The sequence below is a fragment of the Rathayibacter sp. AY1E6 genome, from assembly GCF_002931115.1.
Taxonomy (GTDB): Bacteria; Actinomycetota; Actinomycetes; order Actinomycetales; family Microbacteriaceae; genus Rathayibacter.
Map to the genome: position 1 here is coordinate 1 of NZ_PSVK01000021.1, position 17,822 is coordinate 17,822.

Consider the following 17,822-nt stretch of genomic DNA (forward strand, 5'->3'; position numbering starts at 1 on the left):
GTTCTCGGGGGCGGTGCAGGAGGAGCGCTGCGGGACGCTCCTCCCCCGGCCCGTCGCGCGGGGGCGCTCCGGGCCGGGTGGAGAGGGGATCAGCTCGCGAAGGTCCAGGTGAGCGGGAGCGAGGCGGACAGGCCCTGGTAGGCGTTGGTGGCCGACGAGTCGAGGGTCACGGCGATGGAGAAGGGGGTGGAGGTGCCGGGGGTGACCGGGGCGGTGTTGAGGGTCTTGACGGCCGAGCCGGCGAGGGTCGCGGCGGTGCCGGTGAAGACGGTGGTCCCGCCGGAGGTGATCACGACGTTGAGCTTGCCGCAGAAGTCGGTGGCGGAGCCGGAGGCGCCGGCCGCGACGTTGTTGCTCTGCGAGCAGGTGGCGCCGGGGGTCAGCGTGAAGGTGTTGGCGTTGACGGTGCCGGTGTTCTTCAGCGTGATCGCGGTGGTGACGGTCTGGCCGGGGACCATCGTGGTCGATCCGCCGAACTTGTTGATGGTCGCGCAGGTCGCGGTGTTGGTGCTGATCGAGCCGCCGTCGGTGCTGAGGCAGGTGATGGGGCTGGCGCCGGTCGACTTCTCCTCCATGACGAGCGAGCCGGAGGCGGCGGTGTTGCCGGTGTTGGAGATGCTCGCGACGAAGCCGGACAGGGTGCCGGACATCGAGACGGAGAGGAGAGCGGCGGCGGCGATGCTCGTCGCGATGGCGAGGGGAGCGAAGCGGACGCGCTTGGACTTGGCGGTGTGGGTCGACATGGCAGGACTCCTGATCGGGTGGGGCGGGCTGATGCTGAAGGGGGAGGGTCCGGCTGGTGGTCCGCCGAACTCGATTGACCGCTAAGTTACTTGACGACCAAGATACATTGCAATCGTTCTTTCACCCCCTGTCCGGGTGACAGGCCGGGACGCCCGAGGGCGACCCGTACGATGACCCCAGCCCTACCCCGAGAAGGACGAATGACCACCGAGAGACCGACCCCGCGCGACGTCGACCAGGACGCGCCCGCCGTGCAGCTGCGGCAGTCGCTCCGCCTGCTCGAGAACGCGCAGCGGCACCTCCGCGCGAGCATCGCCGCGGGCGTGGGCGTGGGCATCTCGGAGCTCACCGCGCTCGAGGTGCTCGGCGAGTCGCCCGACCTCACGCCGAAGTGGCTGGGCCTCGAGCTCTCCCTCTCGACGGGCGCCGTGACCGCGCTCCTCGACCGGCTGGCGACCGCCGGCCACGTCGACCGGCTCGCCAACCCGCAGGACCGCCGCAGCGTCCTCCTGCGCCTCACCGCCTCCGGGGAGCAGCTGCTCGCGCAGGTGGACGAGCGCTACGACGAGGTCAGCGCGGAGGTGCTGAAGGCCTCCCCCGGGCTGAACGGCATGGCGGACGACCTGGCGCGTGCCGCCGCGGTCATCACCGCGCACACGATCCGCTGATCCGCGCCAGTCGCTAGGAGTCCAGCGCCCGGGTCAGGGTCCAGACGTTGCGCCCCTCGGAGCGCTCGTGCTCGAACGTGGTCGTCAGAGCCTGGATGAGAGCGAGCCCGCGGCCCGACTCCGCGAAGACGTCCGGCATCTCCCGCGGCCCCGTGCCGATGTCCGGCGGATCGGCCGTGTCGACCAGCTCCGCGTGGATCGCGTCTCCCTCGACGCGCACGACGAGGCGGCAGACGATCGTCGTCGTCGACGTCGCGTGCTGGATGACGTTGTCGACCAGCTCGACCAGCGCCGTCTCGACGGCCATGCGGTCGCGGGCCGGCAGGTCCGGCCGCTCGCCCCAGAGCCCGGCGAGCATCTCGTGGACGACCTCGGTGTCGTCCGGGGGCGTGCGGAACCCGACGCTGCGCTCAGTCACGGTACGCGTCGCCGGCCGTGTCGAAGAGGGTGAGCACCCGGTCCAGATTGGACAGCTGCAGCACCATCACGACCTGCTCGCTGGGCGCCGCGATCCGCAGGTCGCCGCCCGCCTGCCGCGCGGTCTTGAGAGCGCCGACCAGGGCGCCGAGGCCGGAGGAGTCCATGAACGTCACCGCGCTGAGCTCGACGACGATGCGGGGGCTGCCCTCGTCGATCGCCCGGCGGACGGCCGAGCGCAGCTCCGGAGCCGAGGCCGCGTTGAGCCGCCCCTCCCCCCGCAGCACGGCGATGTCGGGGGCGGTCGTCTCGGTCGTGAACGTCATGCGGGGTCCTTCTCGGCGGAGCGGTCGGCGCCCGTGCGGGTCAGCACGAGGGCGGTGATGTCGTCGGACGCGGAGCCGGAGGCGGCGAGCGCCTTCAGCGCCTGCAGGAACGCGGCGGTGTCGGCGGAGTCGCGGGCGAGGTCGACCGCGCGCGCCAGGGACTGCAGCGTCCCGTCGTAGAGGTCGAGGACGCCGTCGGTGAAGGCCAGGAGCGAGTCGCCGACCGCGAGCTCCACGGTCTGGGTGATCCAGCCGCCGTCCTCCGCGATGCCCAGTGGGAGGCCCAGTGCCGCGAGCCGCTGGAACGAGCCGTCGGCGCGGAGGAGGACGGTGAGCCCGTGGCCCGCGTCGACGAAGTCGATCCGGCCGGACGCGGTGTCGAGGCGCCCGTGGAAGAGGGTCGCGAAGGTCTCGGTGGCCGTGAAGTCGTCGTGCAGCTGGGCGCTCACCGCGCTGACGACCGCGTCGGGGTCGCCGCCCAGGCGCGCCCGGAACGCGGAGCGGATCGACGCGGCCACGATCGCCGCCGCCGTCCCCTTGCCCATCACGTCCACGAGGGTCAGGTCGACCGTCTCGTCGTCGCCGCGCCAGCTGTAGAAGTCGCCGGTGATCGTCCACCGCGGCAGCGAGAGCCCCGAGAGCTCGTAGCCGGCGGGGTGGTGGAGGGAGGAGGGAGCCATCTGCGTCTGCATGTCGGCGGCGCGGTCGCGCTCCGCCGTGTCGCGCAGCTCCCGCTCGACCCACTCGCCGAACTCCTCGAGCAGCTGCCGCTCGTCCGGGGTGAGGCTCCGGGGCACGAAGTCGATGAGGCAGAGGGTGCCCAGCTGCAGGTCGCCCTCGACCGACAGCGGCCGCCCGGCGTAGAAGCGGACGTGCGGGTACCCCGCGACGTGCTCGTGCCCGGCCCATGCCTCGTCGGCGCCGAGGTCCGGCACGACGAAGGTGGTGCGCTTCTCGAGCGTCGCGTCGCAGAAAGTGCCGGCGCGCGGGTAGGCGAGCACGGCGTCCGGACGCTGCGGGGACTTCGTGAACAGCGTGGTGTCGTCGAGGAAGTGGATCTCGGCCACGGGCACGCGGAACAGCTCCTCGGCCATCCGCGTGATCCGGTCGAAGCGCTCCTCCGGAGCCGACCCCATCATCTCGAGCGCCTCGAGCGCCACCAGCCGCGGATCCTGCTCGGCCTCGATCATCCGTGCCCCCTTCCCCCTGCGCGCCGCGCCGGGACTCCCCGGAGCGCACACGCACCTCCGACCGTATCGCCCCGCTTGACGGGTGGGGGACCTTCGGCGCCTCTGTACCCCTCACGGGGTACGGCTGTCGCAGATCGCGCGGTCGGGAGCGTCGGCGGTGGCCGATCCCGGCCGTCCTCGCCTCCGCCTCTTGCCGCCGGACGGAGCGGACCCCTACTCTTCACCCGACGTTCCCCCGGCGACCCGCGAGCACCCGAAGCCCGCAGGCTCGTGGGCGTCGCCTCAGGAGCGCCCGTGCCCACCCAGCCGCGTCCCCTCCGCCGATCGCGCGCGGAGACGAACCGACCCTCTCGATCCGACGCGCCCCGGCGCGGGAGCCCGCTCGCTGCGGCGCTCCTGCTCGTGACCGTCCTGATCCTCCCGCTCGCCGCCGCGCCCACCGCGTCCGCCGTCGACTCGGCGGGCGACGAGTACGACGCGATGCGCCTCGCCCTCGTCGCCGATCTGACGGGCACGATCCCGGGAAGCGGGAGCGTCGGCGGCCTCGCCGCGGCGAAGGGCCGCCTCGTCGCCGAGGCCGAGGGCTACTGGTCGACGCTCGAGACCGACGGCGGCGAGCCCTGGCCCGATCTGGTCACGGGCACCTCGGCGGTGGAGGTGTGGGCCGCCTACAAGCGGGTCACCGTCCTCGCGACCGCGCTGAAGACCCCCGGCACCGCCCTCAGCGGCGACCCGGCGCTCCTCCGCGACGTCGTCACGACCGCCGACTGGCTCTCGGCGAACCGCTACAACCGCTCCACCACCGGCACCTCCCGCTGGTGGGAGCAGCAGATCGGCATCCCGCTCGAGCTGAACAGCATCACCGCCCTCCTCTACCCCGACCTCTCGGCGGCGCAGGTGCAGGCCTACCTGTCGGCCTCGACGCGCTTCGCCGACACCGTCACCCGGACCGGCGCCAACCGCGTCTGGACGGCGGCGGTGATCGCCGGGCGGGCGGTGCTGCTGAAGCAGCCGGCGAAGATCGCGGAGGCGGCCGCCGGCATCGACCCGGCGCTGAGGACGGTGGCGTCCGGCGACGGCTTCCACGCCGACGGCTCCTTCGTGCAGCACAGCGTCTTCGCCTACAGCGGCGGGTACGGGCTCTCGATGCTCGACACCCTCGACGACCTGTACTCGCTGCTCGACGGCTCCCGCTGGGAGATCACGAGCCCGGAGGGGCTCGGCGTGTACGACCGGCTCGCCTCCTCCTTCGCCCCCGTCACCTGGTGCGGCGCCGTGATGTCGACGGTCCGCGGCCGCGAGACCGCGCGGGCGGAGTCGGAGGACGGCGACGTCGGCGTCCAGCTGCAGGCGGCGGTGCTGCGCCTCGCCGACAGCGCCCCTCCCTCGGCCAGGACACGGACGAACGCGCTGGCGAAGAGCTGGCTGGCCTGCAACGCCGGCAGTCCCGTGAGCATCGAGACGGCCGGGTCCGTCAGCGACGTCGTGCGCGCGCGGCTCGTCCTCGCCGACACGGGCCTGATCGCGACCCCGATCGGCTCGGGCGTCCGGGCCTTCGCCGGGATGGACCGCTTCACGCGGACCACGGCGACCTCGGGCTTCGCCGTCGGCCTGTCGAGCACGCGGATCGCCCGCTACGAGTCGCTCAACGGCGAGAACCGCAGCGGCTGGTACACCGGCGACGGAGCGACGTCGCTCCACCTGGGCAGCGGGCGCCAGTACGACGACGGCTACTGGGCCACGGCGAACCCGTACCGGATGCCCGGCACCACCGAGGACACGATCGTCCGGAGCGCGGGCGAGGGCGCGTCGTCCCGCCCGACGACGACCTTCACCGGGAGCCTCGAGAGCCCGTCGCGGCGGACGGGGATCGCGGCGCTCGACTTCGACGCGGCGTCGGTGAGCCTGGTCGCGAAGAAGGCCTGGTTCACCTTCGACGACGAGATCCTCGCGCTCGGCTCCGGGATCACGGCGACCGACATGTCCGGGACCGGCTGGGACGGGGCGCGCCGGCGCGCGGAGACGGTGATCGACGACCGCCGCGACGTCGCTCCCGATGCGAGGCTCCGCGTCGACGGCGTCCTCCGCGGTGCGGAGGCGACCGCCACGAGCACCGCCCGCTGGGCCTCGATCACCGGCTCCGCGGAGTCGGTGGGCTACGTCTTCCCGACGCCGATCGCCCTGACCGCGCAGGGACGGACCCGCACCGGAGCCTGGAGCGCCGTGAGCGCCGCCGGTCCGACGGCGCCGGTGACCGGCCACTACTACTCCCTCACGACGAGCCACGGCACGAACCCGACCGGCGCCTCCTACGCGTACACGGTCCTCCCCGGCGCCTCCGAGGCGGCGACCGCCGCGTACGCGGCGGACCCGGACGTGACCGTGCTCAGCAACACACCCCAGCTGAGCGCCGCCCGCGACCGCTCGACCGGCACCGTGAGCGCCGTGTCGTGGAAGGCCGGGACCACGAGCCCCGTCCTCGTCGGAGGCACCCGGGTCGCGAGCATCACCGGCGCCGGACTGGTCTCGATCCGGGAGGACGCGGACACGGTGACCGTCTCGACCGTCGACCCGACGCAGGTCTCGACGAGCGCGCTCACCGTGACGCTCGCGCGGCCGACCGCGGGCACGGTGTCCTCGAGCGCCGCCCTGAGCGTGACGAGCAGGACGAGCACCGCGACGACGATCACGTTCCGGCCGAGCGGGCTGAAGGGAGCGACGGCGTCCATCGTGCTCGCGAAGAGGGCCGCCACTCCGGTGCCGACGGCCGCGCCCACGCCGACCGCCACCGCCGCGCCGACCTCGACGCCGACCGCCACCGCGACTCCGCTCGCCGCCGTCGGGGCCGGCACCCACCAGAACGGCTCGCCGGCCGTCGCCGTCACGGGCACCTGGTCCACGACCTCCTCCTCCGCGGACAGCGGCGGAGGCGTCTCCTTCTCGTCGACAGGGGGCGCCTCCGCCACCCTCCGCTTCACCGGCACCGGAGTCTCGTGGGTGAGCCGCCGGTCCAGCACGTCCGGGATCGACGAGGTCCGCCTCGACGGCGTCCTCGTGGCCTCGGTCGACCGCTACAGCGCCACCACCCGCTCCGCCCAGACCGTCTGGACCAGCGGGACCCTGCCCGCCGGCACCCACACCGTCACGATCACCCGCGGCAGCACACGGAATCCGGCGGCGACCGGGGGCAACCTGATCCACGACGCCTTCGTCGTGAGGGGCTGACGGCCCGGCTATCACCGGCCGCGGTGCCTGGCCAGGCCCTCGCCCGGCGGCGGGCGGGCCCGTAGCGTCGCCCGGACCGATCGACCCGCCGGGGTCACGACGAGAGGACGCGCCATGAGCAGCACGAGCGACATGATCCGGAGCCACCCCGAGGAGCTGCGCGGCGTCGATCCGGAGGTCCTGGCCGAGTGCATCGACGCGTGCGGCGCCTGCGCGCTCACCTGCACCGCCTGCGCCGACGCGTGCCTCGGCGAGGAGTCGGTCGCCGAGCTGGTCCACTGCATCCGCACCGACCTCGCCTGCGCCGACGTGTGCGCCGCGACCGGCGCCGTGCTCTCGCGCCGCGGCGTCGTCGGATCCGCGGCCGTCCGCGCCCTCGTCGAGGCCTGCCTCCTGGCCTGCCGCGCCTGCGCCGACGACTGCGAGCAGCACGCCGAAATGCACGAGCACTGCCGGATCTGCGCCGAGGCCTGCCGCCGCTGCGAGCAGGCGTGCGAGAGGCTGCTCGCGCAGCTCTGAGCGCGGGCGCCACCGCGGGACACCTCCCCCACCGGACTCGACGGGCGGCTGTCAACCGTCCTGCCCTGAGCGTCCGGCGCTCCTACGGTCGGTGGCGAGCACGGCGTCGTCGGGGCTCGGAGCGATCGCAGGCGGTCCTTCCGTCCCCGACGATCCGCAGACGCTCGAGATGGAGGACGACCGTGGCCCAGACCAGCACCGAGCGCGACCGCACCGCGCCCGACCCCGACGACTCCCGCAAGCCCGACGGACCGACCGAGGTCACCAAGCGCTCCTGGGGCTACGTCCTCAAGAAGACGCTCCGTGAATTCGGCGCCGACCAGTGCACCGACATCGCGGCCGGCCTCACCTACTACGCCGTCCTCGCGCTGTTCCCCGGGCTGCTCGCGATCGTCTCCATCCTCGGCCTCTTCGGCCAGGCCGAGACCACGACCGACACCGTGCTCGAGATCGCCGGCGGATTCGTGTCGGCCGACGTCCTCGACACGGTCCGCGGCCCGATCCAGGAGCTCACCTCCAGCCCCGCCGCCGGACTGGCCTTCGTCACCGGTGTCCTCGGCGCCCTCTGGTCCGCCTCCGGCTACGTCGGCGCCTTCGGGCGCGGGATGAACCGCGTCTACGAGATCGACGAGGGCCGCCCGATCTGGAAGCTGCGCCCCACGATGCTCGCCGTCACCCTCGTGACGGTCCTCCTGCTCGTGATCGCCGGGCTGATCCTCGTGCTCAGCGGACCCGTCGCGCAGACCATCGGCGACGCCGTCGGCCTCGGCGAGGTCGCCCTGACCGTGTGGAGCATCGCCAAGTGGCCGGTGCTGATCGCGATCATGGTCGTCATCGTCGCGGTCCTCTACCACTGGTCGCCGAACGTGCGGCAGCCGAAGTTCCGCTGGACCAGCATGGGCTCGATCCTCGCCCTCGTCGTCTGGGCGCTGGCCTCGGCCGGCTTCGCGTTCTACGTCGCCAACTTCAGCAACTACAACAAGACCTACGGCGCGCTCGGCGGCGTGATCGTCTTCCTCCTCTGGCTCTGGATCACGAACCTCGCCCTGCTCTTCGGGGCCGAGTTCGACGCCGAGCTCGAGCGCGGCCGCCAGCTGCAGGCGGGCATCGAAGCCGAGGAGCACATCCAGCTGCCGCCCCGCGACACCCGGCAGAGCGAGAAGAAGGCGGAGAAGCACGCCGAGGACGTCGCCGACGGCCGCGAGCTCCGCGAGAGCGCCGGGCGCCCCCAGCGGTGATCCCGATCGGGCGGGACCTCGGGGCCCATTAGGGGAGCCGCCTCCCCGCGGCAACCCTCTTGAGGGCCCGCGGGCGGCGCGCGGAGGCTGGACGCATGCGGAAACTGCACTACTCCAGCGGCCACCTCCTCGTCGGCGACCTGACCTGCAAGGCGGTCCTCCGGTACGCCCGGGCCCTCGCGGACGTCAACAAGTCGGACGTCGTCTCGGTGCCTGTCCTGACCGAGGGCGGCGGCCGCGCATACGCCCACCTGCTGATCGGGCCGGCGAGCCAGCTCTGGTCGCTGCCGATCGACAGCAGCGAGGTGGAGGAGCCGGACGACGCGGAGGTCATCGCCCACATCGAGCTCGAGACGCGCCGCATGCAGCCGGCCCGCCCCTCCTGGAGCGAGGAGATGACGGACATCCCGCCGCTGGACTTCCTCGAGTACACGGACATCGCCGACCTCGAGGACGCTCGGCGCGACCCGATGGACTAGGCCGCCGCCGGCTCCTCGGTGGAGCGGGAGTCGCTGAGGGACAGCGAGCCGATCGTCGCGATCACGCCGACGAGGACCGCCACGACCAGGAAGGCGACCCGCTCACCCGCGAAGAAGCTCCGGACGAGGTCCGCGCTCCACGCGCCCGCCGGGAGGGTGGTCGCCACCAGTGCGGCGATCAGCGTGCCGACGACGGCCGTGCCGATGCTGGTGCCGATCTCCTGGGCCGTGTCGTTGAGCGCCGCACCGATCGAGGTGCGGTTCGCGGGCATCGCCTCGACGAGGGCGACGGCGCAGATGGTCATGATCGTCCGCAGGCCCACCGTCATCACGACCATCATCACGGCGATCGCGAGGTAGCCCCGGTCCACCGCCCAGGACATCCCGAGCAGCGCGCCGACCAGGAGCCCGGTGCCGATCAGGCAGGCCGCGCGGTGCCCCAGCTTCGCGGCGAGGCGCTCGGTGACCGGAGTGGCGGCGAGCATCGTGACGATGACGGGCAGGTTCGCGAGGCCGGCGCGCACCGGGCTCCAGCCGTAGGCGTACTGGAAGTGCAGGATCAGGCCGAACAGGACGCTCGCGAAGGCGACCGAGGCGCCGAGCTGCGTGAGCGCCGCTCCCCGCGCGGGGCCGGCGCGGAAGATCGCGAGGTCGATCATGGGCGAGACGGCGCGGCGCTCGCGGACGACGAATCCCGCGACGGCGGCGACGGTGCCCGCGGCGCAGGCGATCGTGAGGAGCGACAGCCAGCCGTTCTCGACTCCGCTGGTGAGTGTGTAGCAGCCGAGCCCCACCGCGGCGACGGTGAGGGCGGTCCCCGGCAGGTCGAGCCGACCGGAGGTGAGGTCGGCGCGCTGGTCTGCGGGGACTCCGAGGCGCACGCCGATCCAGACCAGCAGCGCGATCGGGGCGTTGACGACGAGCAGCCACTGCCAGCTGACGGTGCTGAGGATCGAGCCGCCGAGGAGGGGGCCGAGGACCATGCCGGACATCCCGACGATCATCACGATCGTGATCGACCGCATGCGGAGCCTCTCGTCGTCGAAGAGCCGGAACACCAGCGACATCGTGACGGGCGCCATGGCGGCCGCGGCGCAGCCGAGCGCCGCGCGGAGGGCGATCAGCTGGCCGATGTCGGTGACGAGGACGACGGCGAGGCTGATCAGCCCGAACGCGGCGAGGCCGGTGAGGAGCACGCGGCGGCGGCCGAACCGGTCGGCGGCGGACCCGGCTGTCAGCAGCAGCCCGCCGAAGGTCAGGGAGTAGGCACCGGTCACCCACTGCAGTCCGGCGGTCGACCCGTCGAGTGAGCGTCCGATCGTCGGGAGGGCGATCGAGAGCAGCGTGTTGTCGACCATCTCGACGAAGAACGCGAGGCAGAGAGCGGCGAGCGGGAGTGCCGCGGAGCGGAGGGAGGTGTGAGCGCGGGACTCGGCGGAGGTGGTCGTCGGAGCGGACATCGAGGCGCCTTCCTATCGAACGCCGTTCGACTCTCGTACGGCGTTCGATAGTATGGAACGTCGTTCGGTAAGATGCAAGCCATGCCTGCAGATCGCCCGACGGAGACCGCTGCCGCGCCCTCCCCCGCCCGGGGCCGCCGCCGAGCGTCGCACTCGCTCGACACCGTGCTGGCCGAGGCGATCGCGATCCTCGACGAGTCCGGGGAGTCGGCCCTCACGTTCCGCGCGCTCGCGGCCCGACTCGGCGGCGGTGTGGCGAGCATCTACTGGTACGTCGGCAGCCGCGACGAGCTGCTGGAGCGGGCGACCGACGAGGTCATGGGTCGGGTCCTCGCCGACAGCGAGCCGCTCACCCACGGGCCGGACCCGATCGACAACGTCCGCGCCGTCGCACTGGCCCTCTTCGACGAGTGCGTCCGCCGACCCTGGTTCGGCATCTACATGCTCCGCACGACCGGGGTGCAGCCCAACTCGATGGCGATGTACGAGCGCCTCGGGCAGCAGCTCATGGCTCTCGACCTGACGCCCCGGCAGCGGTTCCACGCCGTGTCGTCCATCGTCAGCTACGTCGTCGGAGTCGCGGCCGACCTGGCGCAGCCGCCGCCCCGCGAGTTCCTCGAGAGCGGGATGGAGAGGGGCGAGTTCCTCGAGCACCTGGCCGACCGCTGGCGCGCCCTCGATCCGGAGGAGTTCCCCTTCGGCCACCACGCGGCCGACGTCATGGCGACGCACGACGACCTCGACGTGTTCCGCTCCGGCCTCGACCTGCTGCTGGCCGGGCTCCGGCTGCAGGCGGGGCGGGGCTGAGGCCGGGTCAGCTCCTTGAGGTCCGCCGGATCGCGACCACGGTCACGTCGTCCGCCAGCAGCCCCTCGGCCGCCAGGCGGGTGACGCCGGCGACCGCGGCGGCGGCGGTCGCGGGGGCGGCGACGGCCGCGTCGGCCACCCGGTCGAGGGCGGCGAGGGAGCCGTCGAAGAGGTCGAGCACACCGTCGCTGCAGATCAGCAGCAGGTCGCCGGGGTCAAGCCGGAGGCCGGTCGGCTGCCACTCCTGCGTGCCGAGGAGGCCGAGCGGCAGGTGGGCGGAGGGGATGCGCTCGCGGGAGCCGTCGGTGCGGCAGACGATTCCAAGTCCGTGGCCGGCGTCGACGAGCGCGATGTCGCCGGTCGAGGCGCTGAGCCGCAGGTGGAGGAGCGTGACGAACGCGTCGTTCGCCGCCAGATCCGGCTCGACGACCCGGTCGATGAGCGCCATCGTCGCCGCGGGGCCGAGGGCGGGAGGAGTGACGCGCAGGGCGGCGCGGACCGTGGCGGCGATCATCGCGGCGCCGACCCCCTTGCCCATCACGTCGGCGACGGTGACGGCGAGCCCGTCGGGCGTGCAGCGCCAGTCGAAGAAGTCGCCGCTCACCGTCCCGCTCTGCACGCAGGCGCCGGCGACGTCGTAGCCCGGGAGGTCCGGGACCGAGCGGGGCTCGAGCCGCCGCTGCACCCTCTCGCCGTCGGCGAGCTCCTGCCGCGAGCGGGCGGCGCCGGCGGTGAGCATCTGCGCGACCTGCTCGCCGCTGAGCGACGCCATGCTGAACGACACCACGACCAGCAGCACCAGCGTGATCAGCGTGGTGGTCGGGGTCCCGAACCAGGTCGCGAACAGCTCGCTGCGCAGCCCCGCGGCCAGGAACACGGCGAACCGGAGCGCGTAGTAGAGGGAGAGGGCGCCGGAGCTCAGCAGCAGCGGCCAGCGCGTGCGCGAGCGCCCGGCGCCGAGCAGCGCGATCTCGCGGGTCGACAGGCCGATGAGGAGCGCCATCGACGCGAGGTAGAGCGGCCCTCCCGACCAGTCGTTGACGGCGGGCGAGTCGAGGCTGGACACGCCCGTCACCACCACGGTCGGAGCGACCACCAGCCACCACGGCGTCGGCCTGCCGCGGAGGGAGCGGCTCGCCGCCCAGACCGCGGCGGCGCCGGCCACGATGAGCCCGTTGCCGAGCGGATTCGCCCACACCTGGTCGGCCGTGCCGTCGCGGAGGTAGGCGAGCGAGCCGCCCATGAACAGCGCGAGCGCCGTGCACCACCAGAAGCTGAAGGACGAGCGCGTCGACCGGTAGGTGACTAGCGCGAACAGCAGGAAGAGGGTGAGGGCGGTGACCCCGAAGGCGACGCGGAGGGTCGTGGCATCGAGCAAGGCGGGTCCGTGGCCCTTCCAGGAGACCGAGCGGCGGAGCGGCGGACGGGCGCCGTGATCAAGGGGATCCTGGCACGGCGCGCGGGCCGCTCGGGGCGCGCCGTGGAGGCCGGCCCCGGGGATCCGCGGCAGTGCAGCCCGTCCGCCCACCCGACGGGGGGAGCAGGAGGGGAGCTCACCCGTTCGAGGAGAGACCACCGCCCTCGCGCTCGATACAGCATCGCGTGTACCGTCGCTCCCGTGCCCGCCACCGCGACCCTCACCCACTCCGCTGCTCTCGCGCGCCTCGGATCCGCCCTGGCCGACGAGACGCGGTCCCGGATCCTGCTCGCGCTGCGAGAGGCTCCGGCCGTCCCCTCCGACCTCGCGGACGCGCTCGGGGTCTCGCGGCAGGTGATGTCGAACCAGCTCGCGTGCCTCCGCGGATGCGGGCTGGTGGAGGCCGTGAAGGACGGCCGGTACACCTGGTACCGGCTGGCCGAGACCCGGATCGCCGGGGCGCTCGACCACCTGCTCCGCCTGGCCCTGGTCGTCGATCCGGACTGCTGCTGCGGCGACGACTGCCGCTGCGCATGAGCGCCCTGCGCGCTCCGCTCCTCCCCGCCCGCCGCCGCGTGCTGCAGAGGCGCATCCGCTGGATCGTCGGCGCGACGATCGGCTACAACGTGGTGGAGGGGATCGTGGCCCTCGCCGCCGGGACGGTCGCGTCGTCCACCGCGCTCGTCGCCTTCGGCCTCGACTCCGTGGTGGAGGTGCTCTCCGCCGCGGCCGTCGCCTGGCAGTTCTCGGGCCGCGATCCGGAGGCGCGCGAGCGCACCGCCCTGCGGGTGATCGCCGTCTCGTTCCTCGGCCTGGCCGCGTTCGTCGCCGTCGACTCGATCCGGGCGCTGCTCGGATTCTCGGAGGCCCAGCACTCGCCCGTCGGCATCGTGCTGGCCGCCGTCAGCCTGCTGGTGATGCCCGCGTTCTCCCTGCTCGAGCGCCGGACCGGCCGCGAGCTCGGCTCGGTCTCGGCCGTCGCGGACTCGAAGCAGACGCTCCTCTGCTCGTACCTCTCCGCCGCCGTCCTGGTGGGCCTGCTGCTGAACAGCACGCTCGGATGGACGTGGGCCGACCCCGTCGCCGGCCTCGTGATCGCCGCGGTCGCCGTCCGCGAGAGCCTGGAGGCCTGGCGCGGCGAGTCCTGCACGACGCCGATCTCCGCGCTCACGAGCGAGGACTCCGAGGCCTGCGGCTGCTGCTGACGGGGCGGTGCTGTTCCCTCGAGGAGGGCGGGCTGGGACGCTCCCCCGGACCGGTCGCGACGGCCGCGCGTCGGATCGCGCGCAGCCGTTGCACGCGGCGTGGGCCGCGGGCAGGCTGAGGCGCATGTTCGTGGTGGATCCTGGACCGTCTGAGGAGTTCGAGCTTCCGACGCCCGACGAGGTGACGGCACGCTTCGGCGGGCCCCTCTTCGCGCTGACGCCTCAGCCGTCGATCGAAGAGCTCGGCGTCTCGACCGTGAGTACCACGTCGGAGGGGCGGACCCACCTCGAGTCCGCATCCCTCTCCTACGCTCTGTGGCGGAATCCGGACGACCGCAGCGATCCGGTGAACCTGGCCGACCTCGACGACGACCTGCGGGCCGAGCTCGACGGGCCGCCGCGTCGGCCGCTCCCCGACAGCCTGATGAAGGTCCGCGAGCAGATGAGGCACCCGATGCTCTGGGAAGCCGTGAGGACCACGGTGCCCCTCGACTCCGACGGGCCCTGGGCTACTCCCGAGCAGGCGCTGGTGCAACACCTCGAGCACGTGCTGATCAATCAGTTCCGGAACGAGCGGGTGCGCGGCGGCCTGCCGGGAGACCTGCTCGGGCCCGTGACCGAGTCGGCCGTCGAGCACGGCGTCCCGGTCCTGGTGGACGGCGTGGCACGCGACGGGATGCGCGTGGACACCGACGCCCTCGTGGTCGGCCTCGGCGTCGCGTTCGAGGACCGCGTCCTCACTGCGGTCTTCGCCCGCGCCGAGCTGCCCTACCTGGAGACAACTTTCATCACGAGGCCTGCGGCCCTCTAGACGCCCGGCAGGTGGGTCTCGACGGGCGCTCGGAGGGGCGTCCGACCGCCACATCCCTCCTCCGAGCCGCGTCTTCTGGTCGGTGAGCTCGACGGATCGGCCGGGAGCGATCGCGGGGCGCCATACTGACCGGATGGATCGAGCGGAAGCCGACGAGCGGCGTCGGCTCAGAGCGCGGCGGAGCGAGCTGCGCTCGCGGATCGACGCGGATCCGCTCGCCCTCGAGGCGCGGCAGCTGCTCGCGCAGACCTATCGCGACGAGGGCTACGACGATCAGGCCGGCCGCTGGGGCGTCCTCGTGCCCGGGTGGACGACTGCTCGCGAGCGCCGGCTCTTCGTCGCAGTGATGGAGCGGACCGGAGCGAGCACGGAGGAGCGCCTGCGGAGACTGCTGGCGCTTCCGCCGGAGTCGCCGCTGGACCTCGGGGATCTCGGGGAGCTCATCGCGGACTTCGAGGCGGAGCAGGCCGAGGTCGAGCGGCCGCATCCGGACCTCGACGGGTGGCGGTGGATCGCGAACACCGGGCGGATCCTCTGCGGGATCGCACTGGTGCATGCGGTCGCGGCGATCCAGATGCTGCTGTCGGAGGCTCCGATGGAGGAGTTCCTCGTGGCCGCCCGACTCCTGCTCGTCGGAGTCGCGGCGCTGCTCGTCCTCTCCGCCGCCTTCTTCACGGCGGTCGTGGTCCGGCAACAGCGTCGCCGCCGACGGGAGAAGTGAGCGGCGGCGCTGTCGGACGGGCCTCGAGCCGTACACATGCCCGCGCTCAGGCCTCGAAGGGCAGCCTCTGCACCTGGCTGATCAGCGGCTCGGCGAATCCGGGAACCCGCACGACGATACGGAGGGCGGAGTAGGCCGCGGTGAGCGTGGCGGGGATCCGGGCCCGGAAGATCCCCGACGCGTCGGTGCTCGGTCGGAAAGCCGTGACCCAGGCGTCCGTGCCGCGGGGAACGCCCTGGAACTCGAACTGCTGCTGGAGCGGCGTCCCGTCGCCGGCGAGGAGCTCCAGGAAGACGTCGCCCGAATCGCCCACGCCCGTGAAGAAGACGTAGAGGGTGGGAGCCGCCGAGGTCGACGCCATCGCGGCGGGGGCGCCGACGACGGCGATCACGACCGGAGCGGCCCACGCGGCCTGCACCAGGGAGCGGCGCCGCGGATCGGCGACGGCGGGGCGGTCGGAGCTGAGCGGCATGCCGGGTCCTGTCGGATCGGGAGGGAGGCGCGGAGTCGCTGCGGAGAGCGGCCTCCCCAGTCTGAGGTCAGCCGCCCGCTCGCACACGGATCAGGGCACCCCCCGTTCAGCACCGCGGAGACGCCGATCAGCCGACATCCCGGCATCCCCTCACCGACGGCCTGCCCGCGCCTCGACGACGTGCCGGCACCCGATCCCGCCGCGCTCCAGCTCCTCGCGCTCGCGGCGGAGCCCGACGCGGACCCGCCGCGCCTCGGCCAGCGGCAGCACCGCCTCCGGATCGACGGTCGCCAGCAGGAGCGCCGCCCGCGACCTCGCCGCCACCCGCACGTCCAGGCACGGCGTCTCCTCGGCGAGCCCGAGCAGCGCGGCCACCAGCAGCTCCAGCTCGACCGCGGTCGCGTGGAGCACCAGAACCCGCGAGGCCGGGCTCGACGGGCGGCGGACCAGGAGCGTCGCTCCGGTCATCGTCGCCGCCCTCCCCTGCCCGGGACCGGTCCGGGACGTCCGCCCCGCCTCGGCCCTCGGCGACCGCCCGCGCGACGTCGGCGTGCACGCATGGGGTTCCTTCTCTCGTCCTGCTGCGGTGCGAACCGCGCCGCACCTCCATCCCACGACTCGGGCACCCCGGCCGGGGAGAGGGTTGCCACGCGCGCGTCGGCGGGTCAGGAGGCGCCGGGGCCACCGGGGATGAGAGGGTTGCGCGATGTCCACTGCGAGCGTGCCGTCGCCGCGCGCCGGAGTCCGGACCCGGCGCTTCCGGCGCCTCGCCCGCACGGGATTCGCCGTGAACGGACTGATCCACCTCCTGATCGGCGGCCTCGCCCTGCGCGTCGCGGTCAGCGACGAGACCTCGCGGGAGGCGGACGCGTCCGGAGCGATCGGGCGCATGGCCGACTCCCCCGTCGGGCTCGTGGTGGTCTGGGCTGCGCTGGTCGGGCTGGTCGCGCTCGGGCTCTGGCAGCTCTCCCTCGGCGGGCGCTCCTCCGCGCCGGGGCTCCCCGCCCGCCTGGGCCGCCGGATCGTCGAGTCGGGCAAGGGCTTCGCCTCGCTCACGCTCGCGGGCACCACGCTCGTCTTCGCGCTCGGCGGCTCGACGAGCTCCTCGGCCACGATCCGCCGCATCAACACCGAGCTGCTGACGAGCACGGTCGGCGTCGTGATCCTCGTGATCGTCGGCGGGATCGTGCTGGGCAGCGGGATCGGCTTCGTCGCGATCGGGATCCGGCGCGGCTTCCGCAAGCTCGTCCGCATCCCCGAGGGCCCGACTGGGACGGCAGTGCTGATCCTCGGCGCGACCGGCTACATCACGAAGGGGCTCGCTCTGGGCCTGGCCGGCGGGATCTTCGTGGTCGCGGCGCTGACCGGCGACGCCCGCCAGGCGACCGGGCTCGACGGGGCCATCCGCTTCCTCGACGTCCCTCCGTACGGCACGATCGCCCTGACCCTGGTCAGCGCGGGACTGGTCATGTACGGGCTGTTCCTCGTCGCCCGGGCGAAGCTCGCGAAGCTCTGAGCCGACGCGGCAGTCGTTCACAGTCGCCACCCATATCGCTGAGTATCGTTCGGAGAAACAGGAGGTCATCATGAACGGATCGTCATCGACCGGCGCGTTCGGCACCGGCACGCCCATCGAGAGCATCTGGCGCGCGATGGAGCAGGCCCGCTCCCGCATGGAGAAGCGCGTCGGCTCCCGGGTCGGCCGCGGGGACGTGCGCACCGCGGTGCTCGCGCTCCTCGCCGAGCAGCCCATGCACGGCTACCAGATCATCCGCGAGATCGAGGAGCGCAGCGGAGGCGACTGGAAGCCGAGCCCCGGCTCGGTCTACCCGACCCTCCAGCTCCTCGCGGACGAGGGCCTCATCACGGCCGACGAGCAGAACGGCCGCAAGACCTACACGCTGACCGACGCCGGCCGCGCGACGGTCGCCGAGCACGGCACCTCGACCCCGTGGAACGACTCCGACCACGTCGACTTCGGCGCCCTGCCCAAGGCGGGCCTCGAGCTCGCCCAGGCCGCGGCCCAGGTCGGACGCTCGGGCACCCCCGAGCAGATCCGGAAGGCCGTCGCCGAACTCGAGGACGTGCGCCGCCGCCTGTACGCGATCCTCGCGCAGGACTGA

At 73.2% G+C, this 17,822-nt stretch carries 20 protein-coding genes; 12 read left to right on the plus strand and 8 right to left on the minus strand.

From position 1 onward, the window contains the following. Positions 1-89: 89 nt before the first annotated feature. Positions 90-743, minus strand: coding sequence for a hypothetical protein (locus C5C46_RS13930; protein WP_104224276.1), 654 nt, complete (start codon positions 741-743; stop codon positions 90-92). A gap of 201 nt (positions 744-944) precedes the next feature. Between C5C46_RS13930 and C5C46_RS13935 the strand changes: the two genes are divergently transcribed. Next, positions 945-1,412, plus strand: coding sequence for a MarR family transcriptional regulator (locus C5C46_RS13935; RefSeq protein ID WP_104224277.1), 468 nt, complete (start codon positions 945-947; stop codon positions 1,410-1,412). Between the two features lie 13 nt (positions 1,413-1,425). On the opposite strand, the gene C5C46_RS13940 is transcribed toward C5C46_RS13935, so the two are convergent. Genes C5C46_RS13940 through C5C46_RS13950 form a run of 3 tightly spaced genes read right to left on the minus strand, consistent with a single transcriptional unit; the run spans position 1,426 to position 3,345 of the window. After that, positions 1,426-1,830: an ATP-binding protein gene (locus tag C5C46_RS13940; RefSeq protein WP_104227126.1), complete on the minus strand. Its 405-nt coding sequence runs from the start codon at positions 1,828-1,830 to the stop codon at positions 1,426-1,428. Continuing rightward, on the minus strand, positions 1,823-2,155 hold the full coding sequence (locus C5C46_RS13945) for an STAS domain-containing protein (RefSeq protein ID WP_104227127.1): 333 nt from the start codon (positions 2,153-2,155) through the stop codon (positions 1,823-1,825). The genes C5C46_RS13940 and C5C46_RS13945 overlap by 8 nt, the downstream gene beginning before the upstream one ends. Beyond that, positions 2,152-3,345 carry a PP2C family protein-serine/threonine phosphatase gene (locus tag C5C46_RS13950; protein WP_104227128.1) on the minus strand — a complete coding sequence of 398 codons (1,194 nt, stop codon included), beginning with the start codon at positions 3,343-3,345 and terminating at the stop codon, positions 2,152-2,154. Before C5C46_RS13950 ends, C5C46_RS13945 begins: the two co-directional genes overlap by 4 nt. A gap of 402 nt (positions 3,346-3,747) precedes the next feature. On the opposite strand from C5C46_RS13950, the gene C5C46_RS13955 reads away from it, so the two are divergent. The 4 genes from C5C46_RS13955 (at position 3,748) to C5C46_RS13970 (ending at position 8,806) form a co-directional block, all read left to right on the plus strand. Then, positions 3,748-6,570, plus strand: coding sequence for a polysaccharide lyase 8 family protein (locus C5C46_RS13955; RefSeq protein ID WP_146079001.1), 2,823 nt, complete (start codon positions 3,748-3,750; stop codon positions 6,568-6,570). Positions 6,571-6,684: 114 nt separating this feature from the next. Beyond that, on the plus strand, positions 6,685-7,089 hold the full coding sequence (locus C5C46_RS13960; RefSeq protein WP_104227130.1) for a four-helix bundle copper-binding protein: 405 nt from the start codon (positions 6,685-6,687) through the stop codon (positions 7,087-7,089). Between the two features lie 182 nt (positions 7,090-7,271). Then, on the plus strand, positions 7,272-8,327 hold the full coding sequence (locus tag C5C46_RS13965) for a YihY/virulence factor BrkB family protein (protein ID WP_104227131.1): 1,056 nt from the start codon (positions 7,272-7,274) through the stop codon (positions 8,325-8,327). A 95-nt stretch (positions 8,328-8,422) separates the two neighbouring features. Next, the gene (locus tag C5C46_RS13970; RefSeq protein ID WP_104227132.1) at positions 8,423-8,806 is read left to right on the plus strand and encodes a hypothetical protein; all 384 of its coding nucleotides are present in this window, start codon (positions 8,423-8,425) and stop codon (positions 8,804-8,806) included. On the opposite strand, the gene C5C46_RS13975 is transcribed toward C5C46_RS13970, so the two are convergent. Next, on the minus strand, positions 8,803-10,266 hold the full coding sequence (locus C5C46_RS13975) for an MFS transporter (RefSeq protein WP_104227133.1): 1,464 nt from the start codon (positions 10,264-10,266) through the stop codon (positions 8,803-8,805). The two genes, C5C46_RS13970 and C5C46_RS13975, sit on opposite strands and share 4 nt — an antisense overlap. An 81-nt stretch (positions 10,267-10,347) precedes the next feature. Between C5C46_RS13975 and C5C46_RS13980 the strand changes: the two genes are divergently transcribed. Further along, the gene (locus C5C46_RS13980; RefSeq protein ID WP_219812305.1) at positions 10,348-11,073 is read left to right on the plus strand and encodes a TetR/AcrR family transcriptional regulator; all 726 of its coding nucleotides are present in this window, start codon (positions 10,348-10,350) and stop codon (positions 11,071-11,073) included. Positions 11,074-11,080: 7 nt separating this feature from the next. Here the strand turns inward: C5C46_RS13980 and C5C46_RS13985 are convergent, their stop codons facing one another. Next, positions 11,081-12,451 carry a PP2C family protein-serine/threonine phosphatase gene (locus tag C5C46_RS13985; protein ID WP_104227135.1) on the minus strand — a complete coding sequence of 457 codons (1,371 nt, stop codon included), beginning with the start codon at positions 12,449-12,451 and terminating at the stop codon, positions 11,081-11,083. A 240-nt stretch (positions 12,452-12,691) separates the two neighbouring features. Here C5C46_RS13985 and C5C46_RS13990 point away from each other — a divergent pair, with 240 nt between their 5' ends. From C5C46_RS13990 to C5C46_RS14000, 4 genes are all read left to right on the plus strand, one after another. Then, positions 12,692-13,027 carry a helix-turn-helix transcriptional regulator gene (locus C5C46_RS13990; protein WP_104227136.1) on the plus strand — a complete coding sequence of 112 codons (336 nt, stop codon included), beginning with the start codon at positions 12,692-12,694 and terminating at the stop codon, positions 13,025-13,027. Next, complete coding sequence (locus tag C5C46_RS13995) at positions 13,024-13,695, plus strand: cation diffusion facilitator family transporter (protein WP_104227137.1); 672 nt, start codon at positions 13,024-13,026, stop codon at positions 13,693-13,695. The genes C5C46_RS13990 and C5C46_RS13995 overlap by 4 nt, the downstream gene beginning before the upstream one ends. A gap of 130 nt (positions 13,696-13,825) precedes the next feature. Beyond that, positions 13,826-14,506, plus strand: coding sequence for a hypothetical protein (locus C5C46_RS16660; RefSeq protein WP_146079002.1), 681 nt, complete (start codon positions 13,826-13,828; stop codon positions 14,504-14,506). 133 nt (positions 14,507-14,639) lie between these two features. Further along, positions 14,640-15,227 carry a hypothetical protein gene (locus C5C46_RS14000; RefSeq protein WP_104227138.1) on the plus strand — a complete coding sequence of 196 codons (588 nt, stop codon included), beginning with the start codon at positions 14,640-14,642 and terminating at the stop codon, positions 15,225-15,227. Between the two features lie 46 nt (positions 15,228-15,273). Here C5C46_RS14000 and C5C46_RS14005 read toward each other — a convergent pair whose 3' ends face one another. Together C5C46_RS14005 and C5C46_RS14010 are read right to left on the minus strand one after the other, a co-directional pair. Then, positions 15,274-15,699: a hypothetical protein gene (locus C5C46_RS14005; RefSeq protein ID WP_104227139.1), complete on the minus strand. Its 426-nt coding sequence runs from the start codon at positions 15,697-15,699 to the stop codon at positions 15,274-15,276. Positions 15,700-15,849: 150 nt separating this feature from the next. After that, positions 15,850-16,167, minus strand: a complete 318-nt coding sequence (locus tag C5C46_RS14010) for a hypothetical protein (protein WP_104224290.1) — start codon at positions 16,165-16,167, stop codon at positions 15,850-15,852. 238 nt (positions 16,168-16,405) lie between these two features. Here C5C46_RS14010 and C5C46_RS14015 point away from each other — a divergent pair, with 238 nt between their 5' ends. Continuing rightward, a complete protein-coding gene (locus tag C5C46_RS14015; RefSeq protein ID WP_104227140.1) occupies positions 16,406-17,215 on the plus strand; it encodes a DUF1206 domain-containing protein in 810 nt (269 codons plus the stop codon). A 70-nt stretch (positions 17,216-17,285) separates the two neighbouring features. Further along, on the plus strand, positions 17,286-17,822 hold the full coding sequence (locus tag C5C46_RS14020) for a PadR family transcriptional regulator (protein WP_104224292.1): 537 nt from the start codon (positions 17,286-17,288) through the stop codon (positions 17,820-17,822).

Coding starts and splice junctions, on each gene's coding strand:
- C5C46_RS13930 (WP_104224276.1), bottom strand. CDS start 743: ATGTCGACCCACACCGCCAAGTCCAAGCGCGTCCGCTTCGCTCCCCTC.
- C5C46_RS13935 (WP_104224277.1), top strand. CDS start 945: ATGACCACCGAGAGACCGACCCCGCGCGACGTCGACCAGGACGCGCCC.
- C5C46_RS13945 (WP_104227127.1), bottom strand. CDS start 2,155: ATGACGTTCACGACCGAGACGACCGCCCCCGACATCGCCGTGCTGCGG.
- C5C46_RS13950 (WP_104227128.1), bottom strand. CDS start 3,345: ATGATCGAGGCCGAGCAGGATCCGCGGCTGGTGGCGCTCGAGGCGCTC.
- C5C46_RS13960 (WP_104227130.1), top strand. CDS start 6,685: ATGAGCAGCACGAGCGACATGATCCGGAGCCACCCCGAGGAGCTGCGC.
- C5C46_RS13970 (WP_104227132.1), top strand. CDS start 8,423: ATGCGGAAACTGCACTACTCCAGCGGCCACCTCCTCGTCGGCGACCTG.
- C5C46_RS13975 (WP_104227133.1), bottom strand. CDS start 10,266: ATGTCCGCTCCGACGACCACCTCCGCCGAGTCCCGCGCTCACACCTCC.
- C5C46_RS13980 (WP_219812305.1), top strand. CDS start 10,348: ATGCCTGCAGATCGCCCGACGGAGACCGCTGCCGCGCCCTCCCCCGCC.
- C5C46_RS13995 (WP_104227137.1), top strand. CDS start 13,024: ATGAGCGCCCTGCGCGCTCCGCTCCTCCCCGCCCGCCGCCGCGTGCTG.
- C5C46_RS14000 (WP_104227138.1), top strand. CDS start 14,640: ATGGATCGAGCGGAAGCCGACGAGCGGCGTCGGCTCAGAGCGCGGCGG.
- C5C46_RS14005 (WP_104227139.1), bottom strand. CDS start 15,699: ATGCCGCTCAGCTCCGACCGCCCCGCCGTCGCCGATCCGCGGCGCCGC.
- C5C46_RS14010 (WP_104224290.1), bottom strand. CDS start 16,167: ATGACCGGAGCGACGCTCCTGGTCCGCCGCCCGTCGAGCCCGGCCTCG.
- C5C46_RS14015 (WP_104227140.1), top strand. CDS start 16,406: ATGTCCACTGCGAGCGTGCCGTCGCCGCGCGCCGGAGTCCGGACCCGG.
- C5C46_RS14020 (WP_104224292.1), top strand. CDS start 17,286: ATGAACGGATCGTCATCGACCGGCGCGTTCGGCACCGGCACGCCCATC.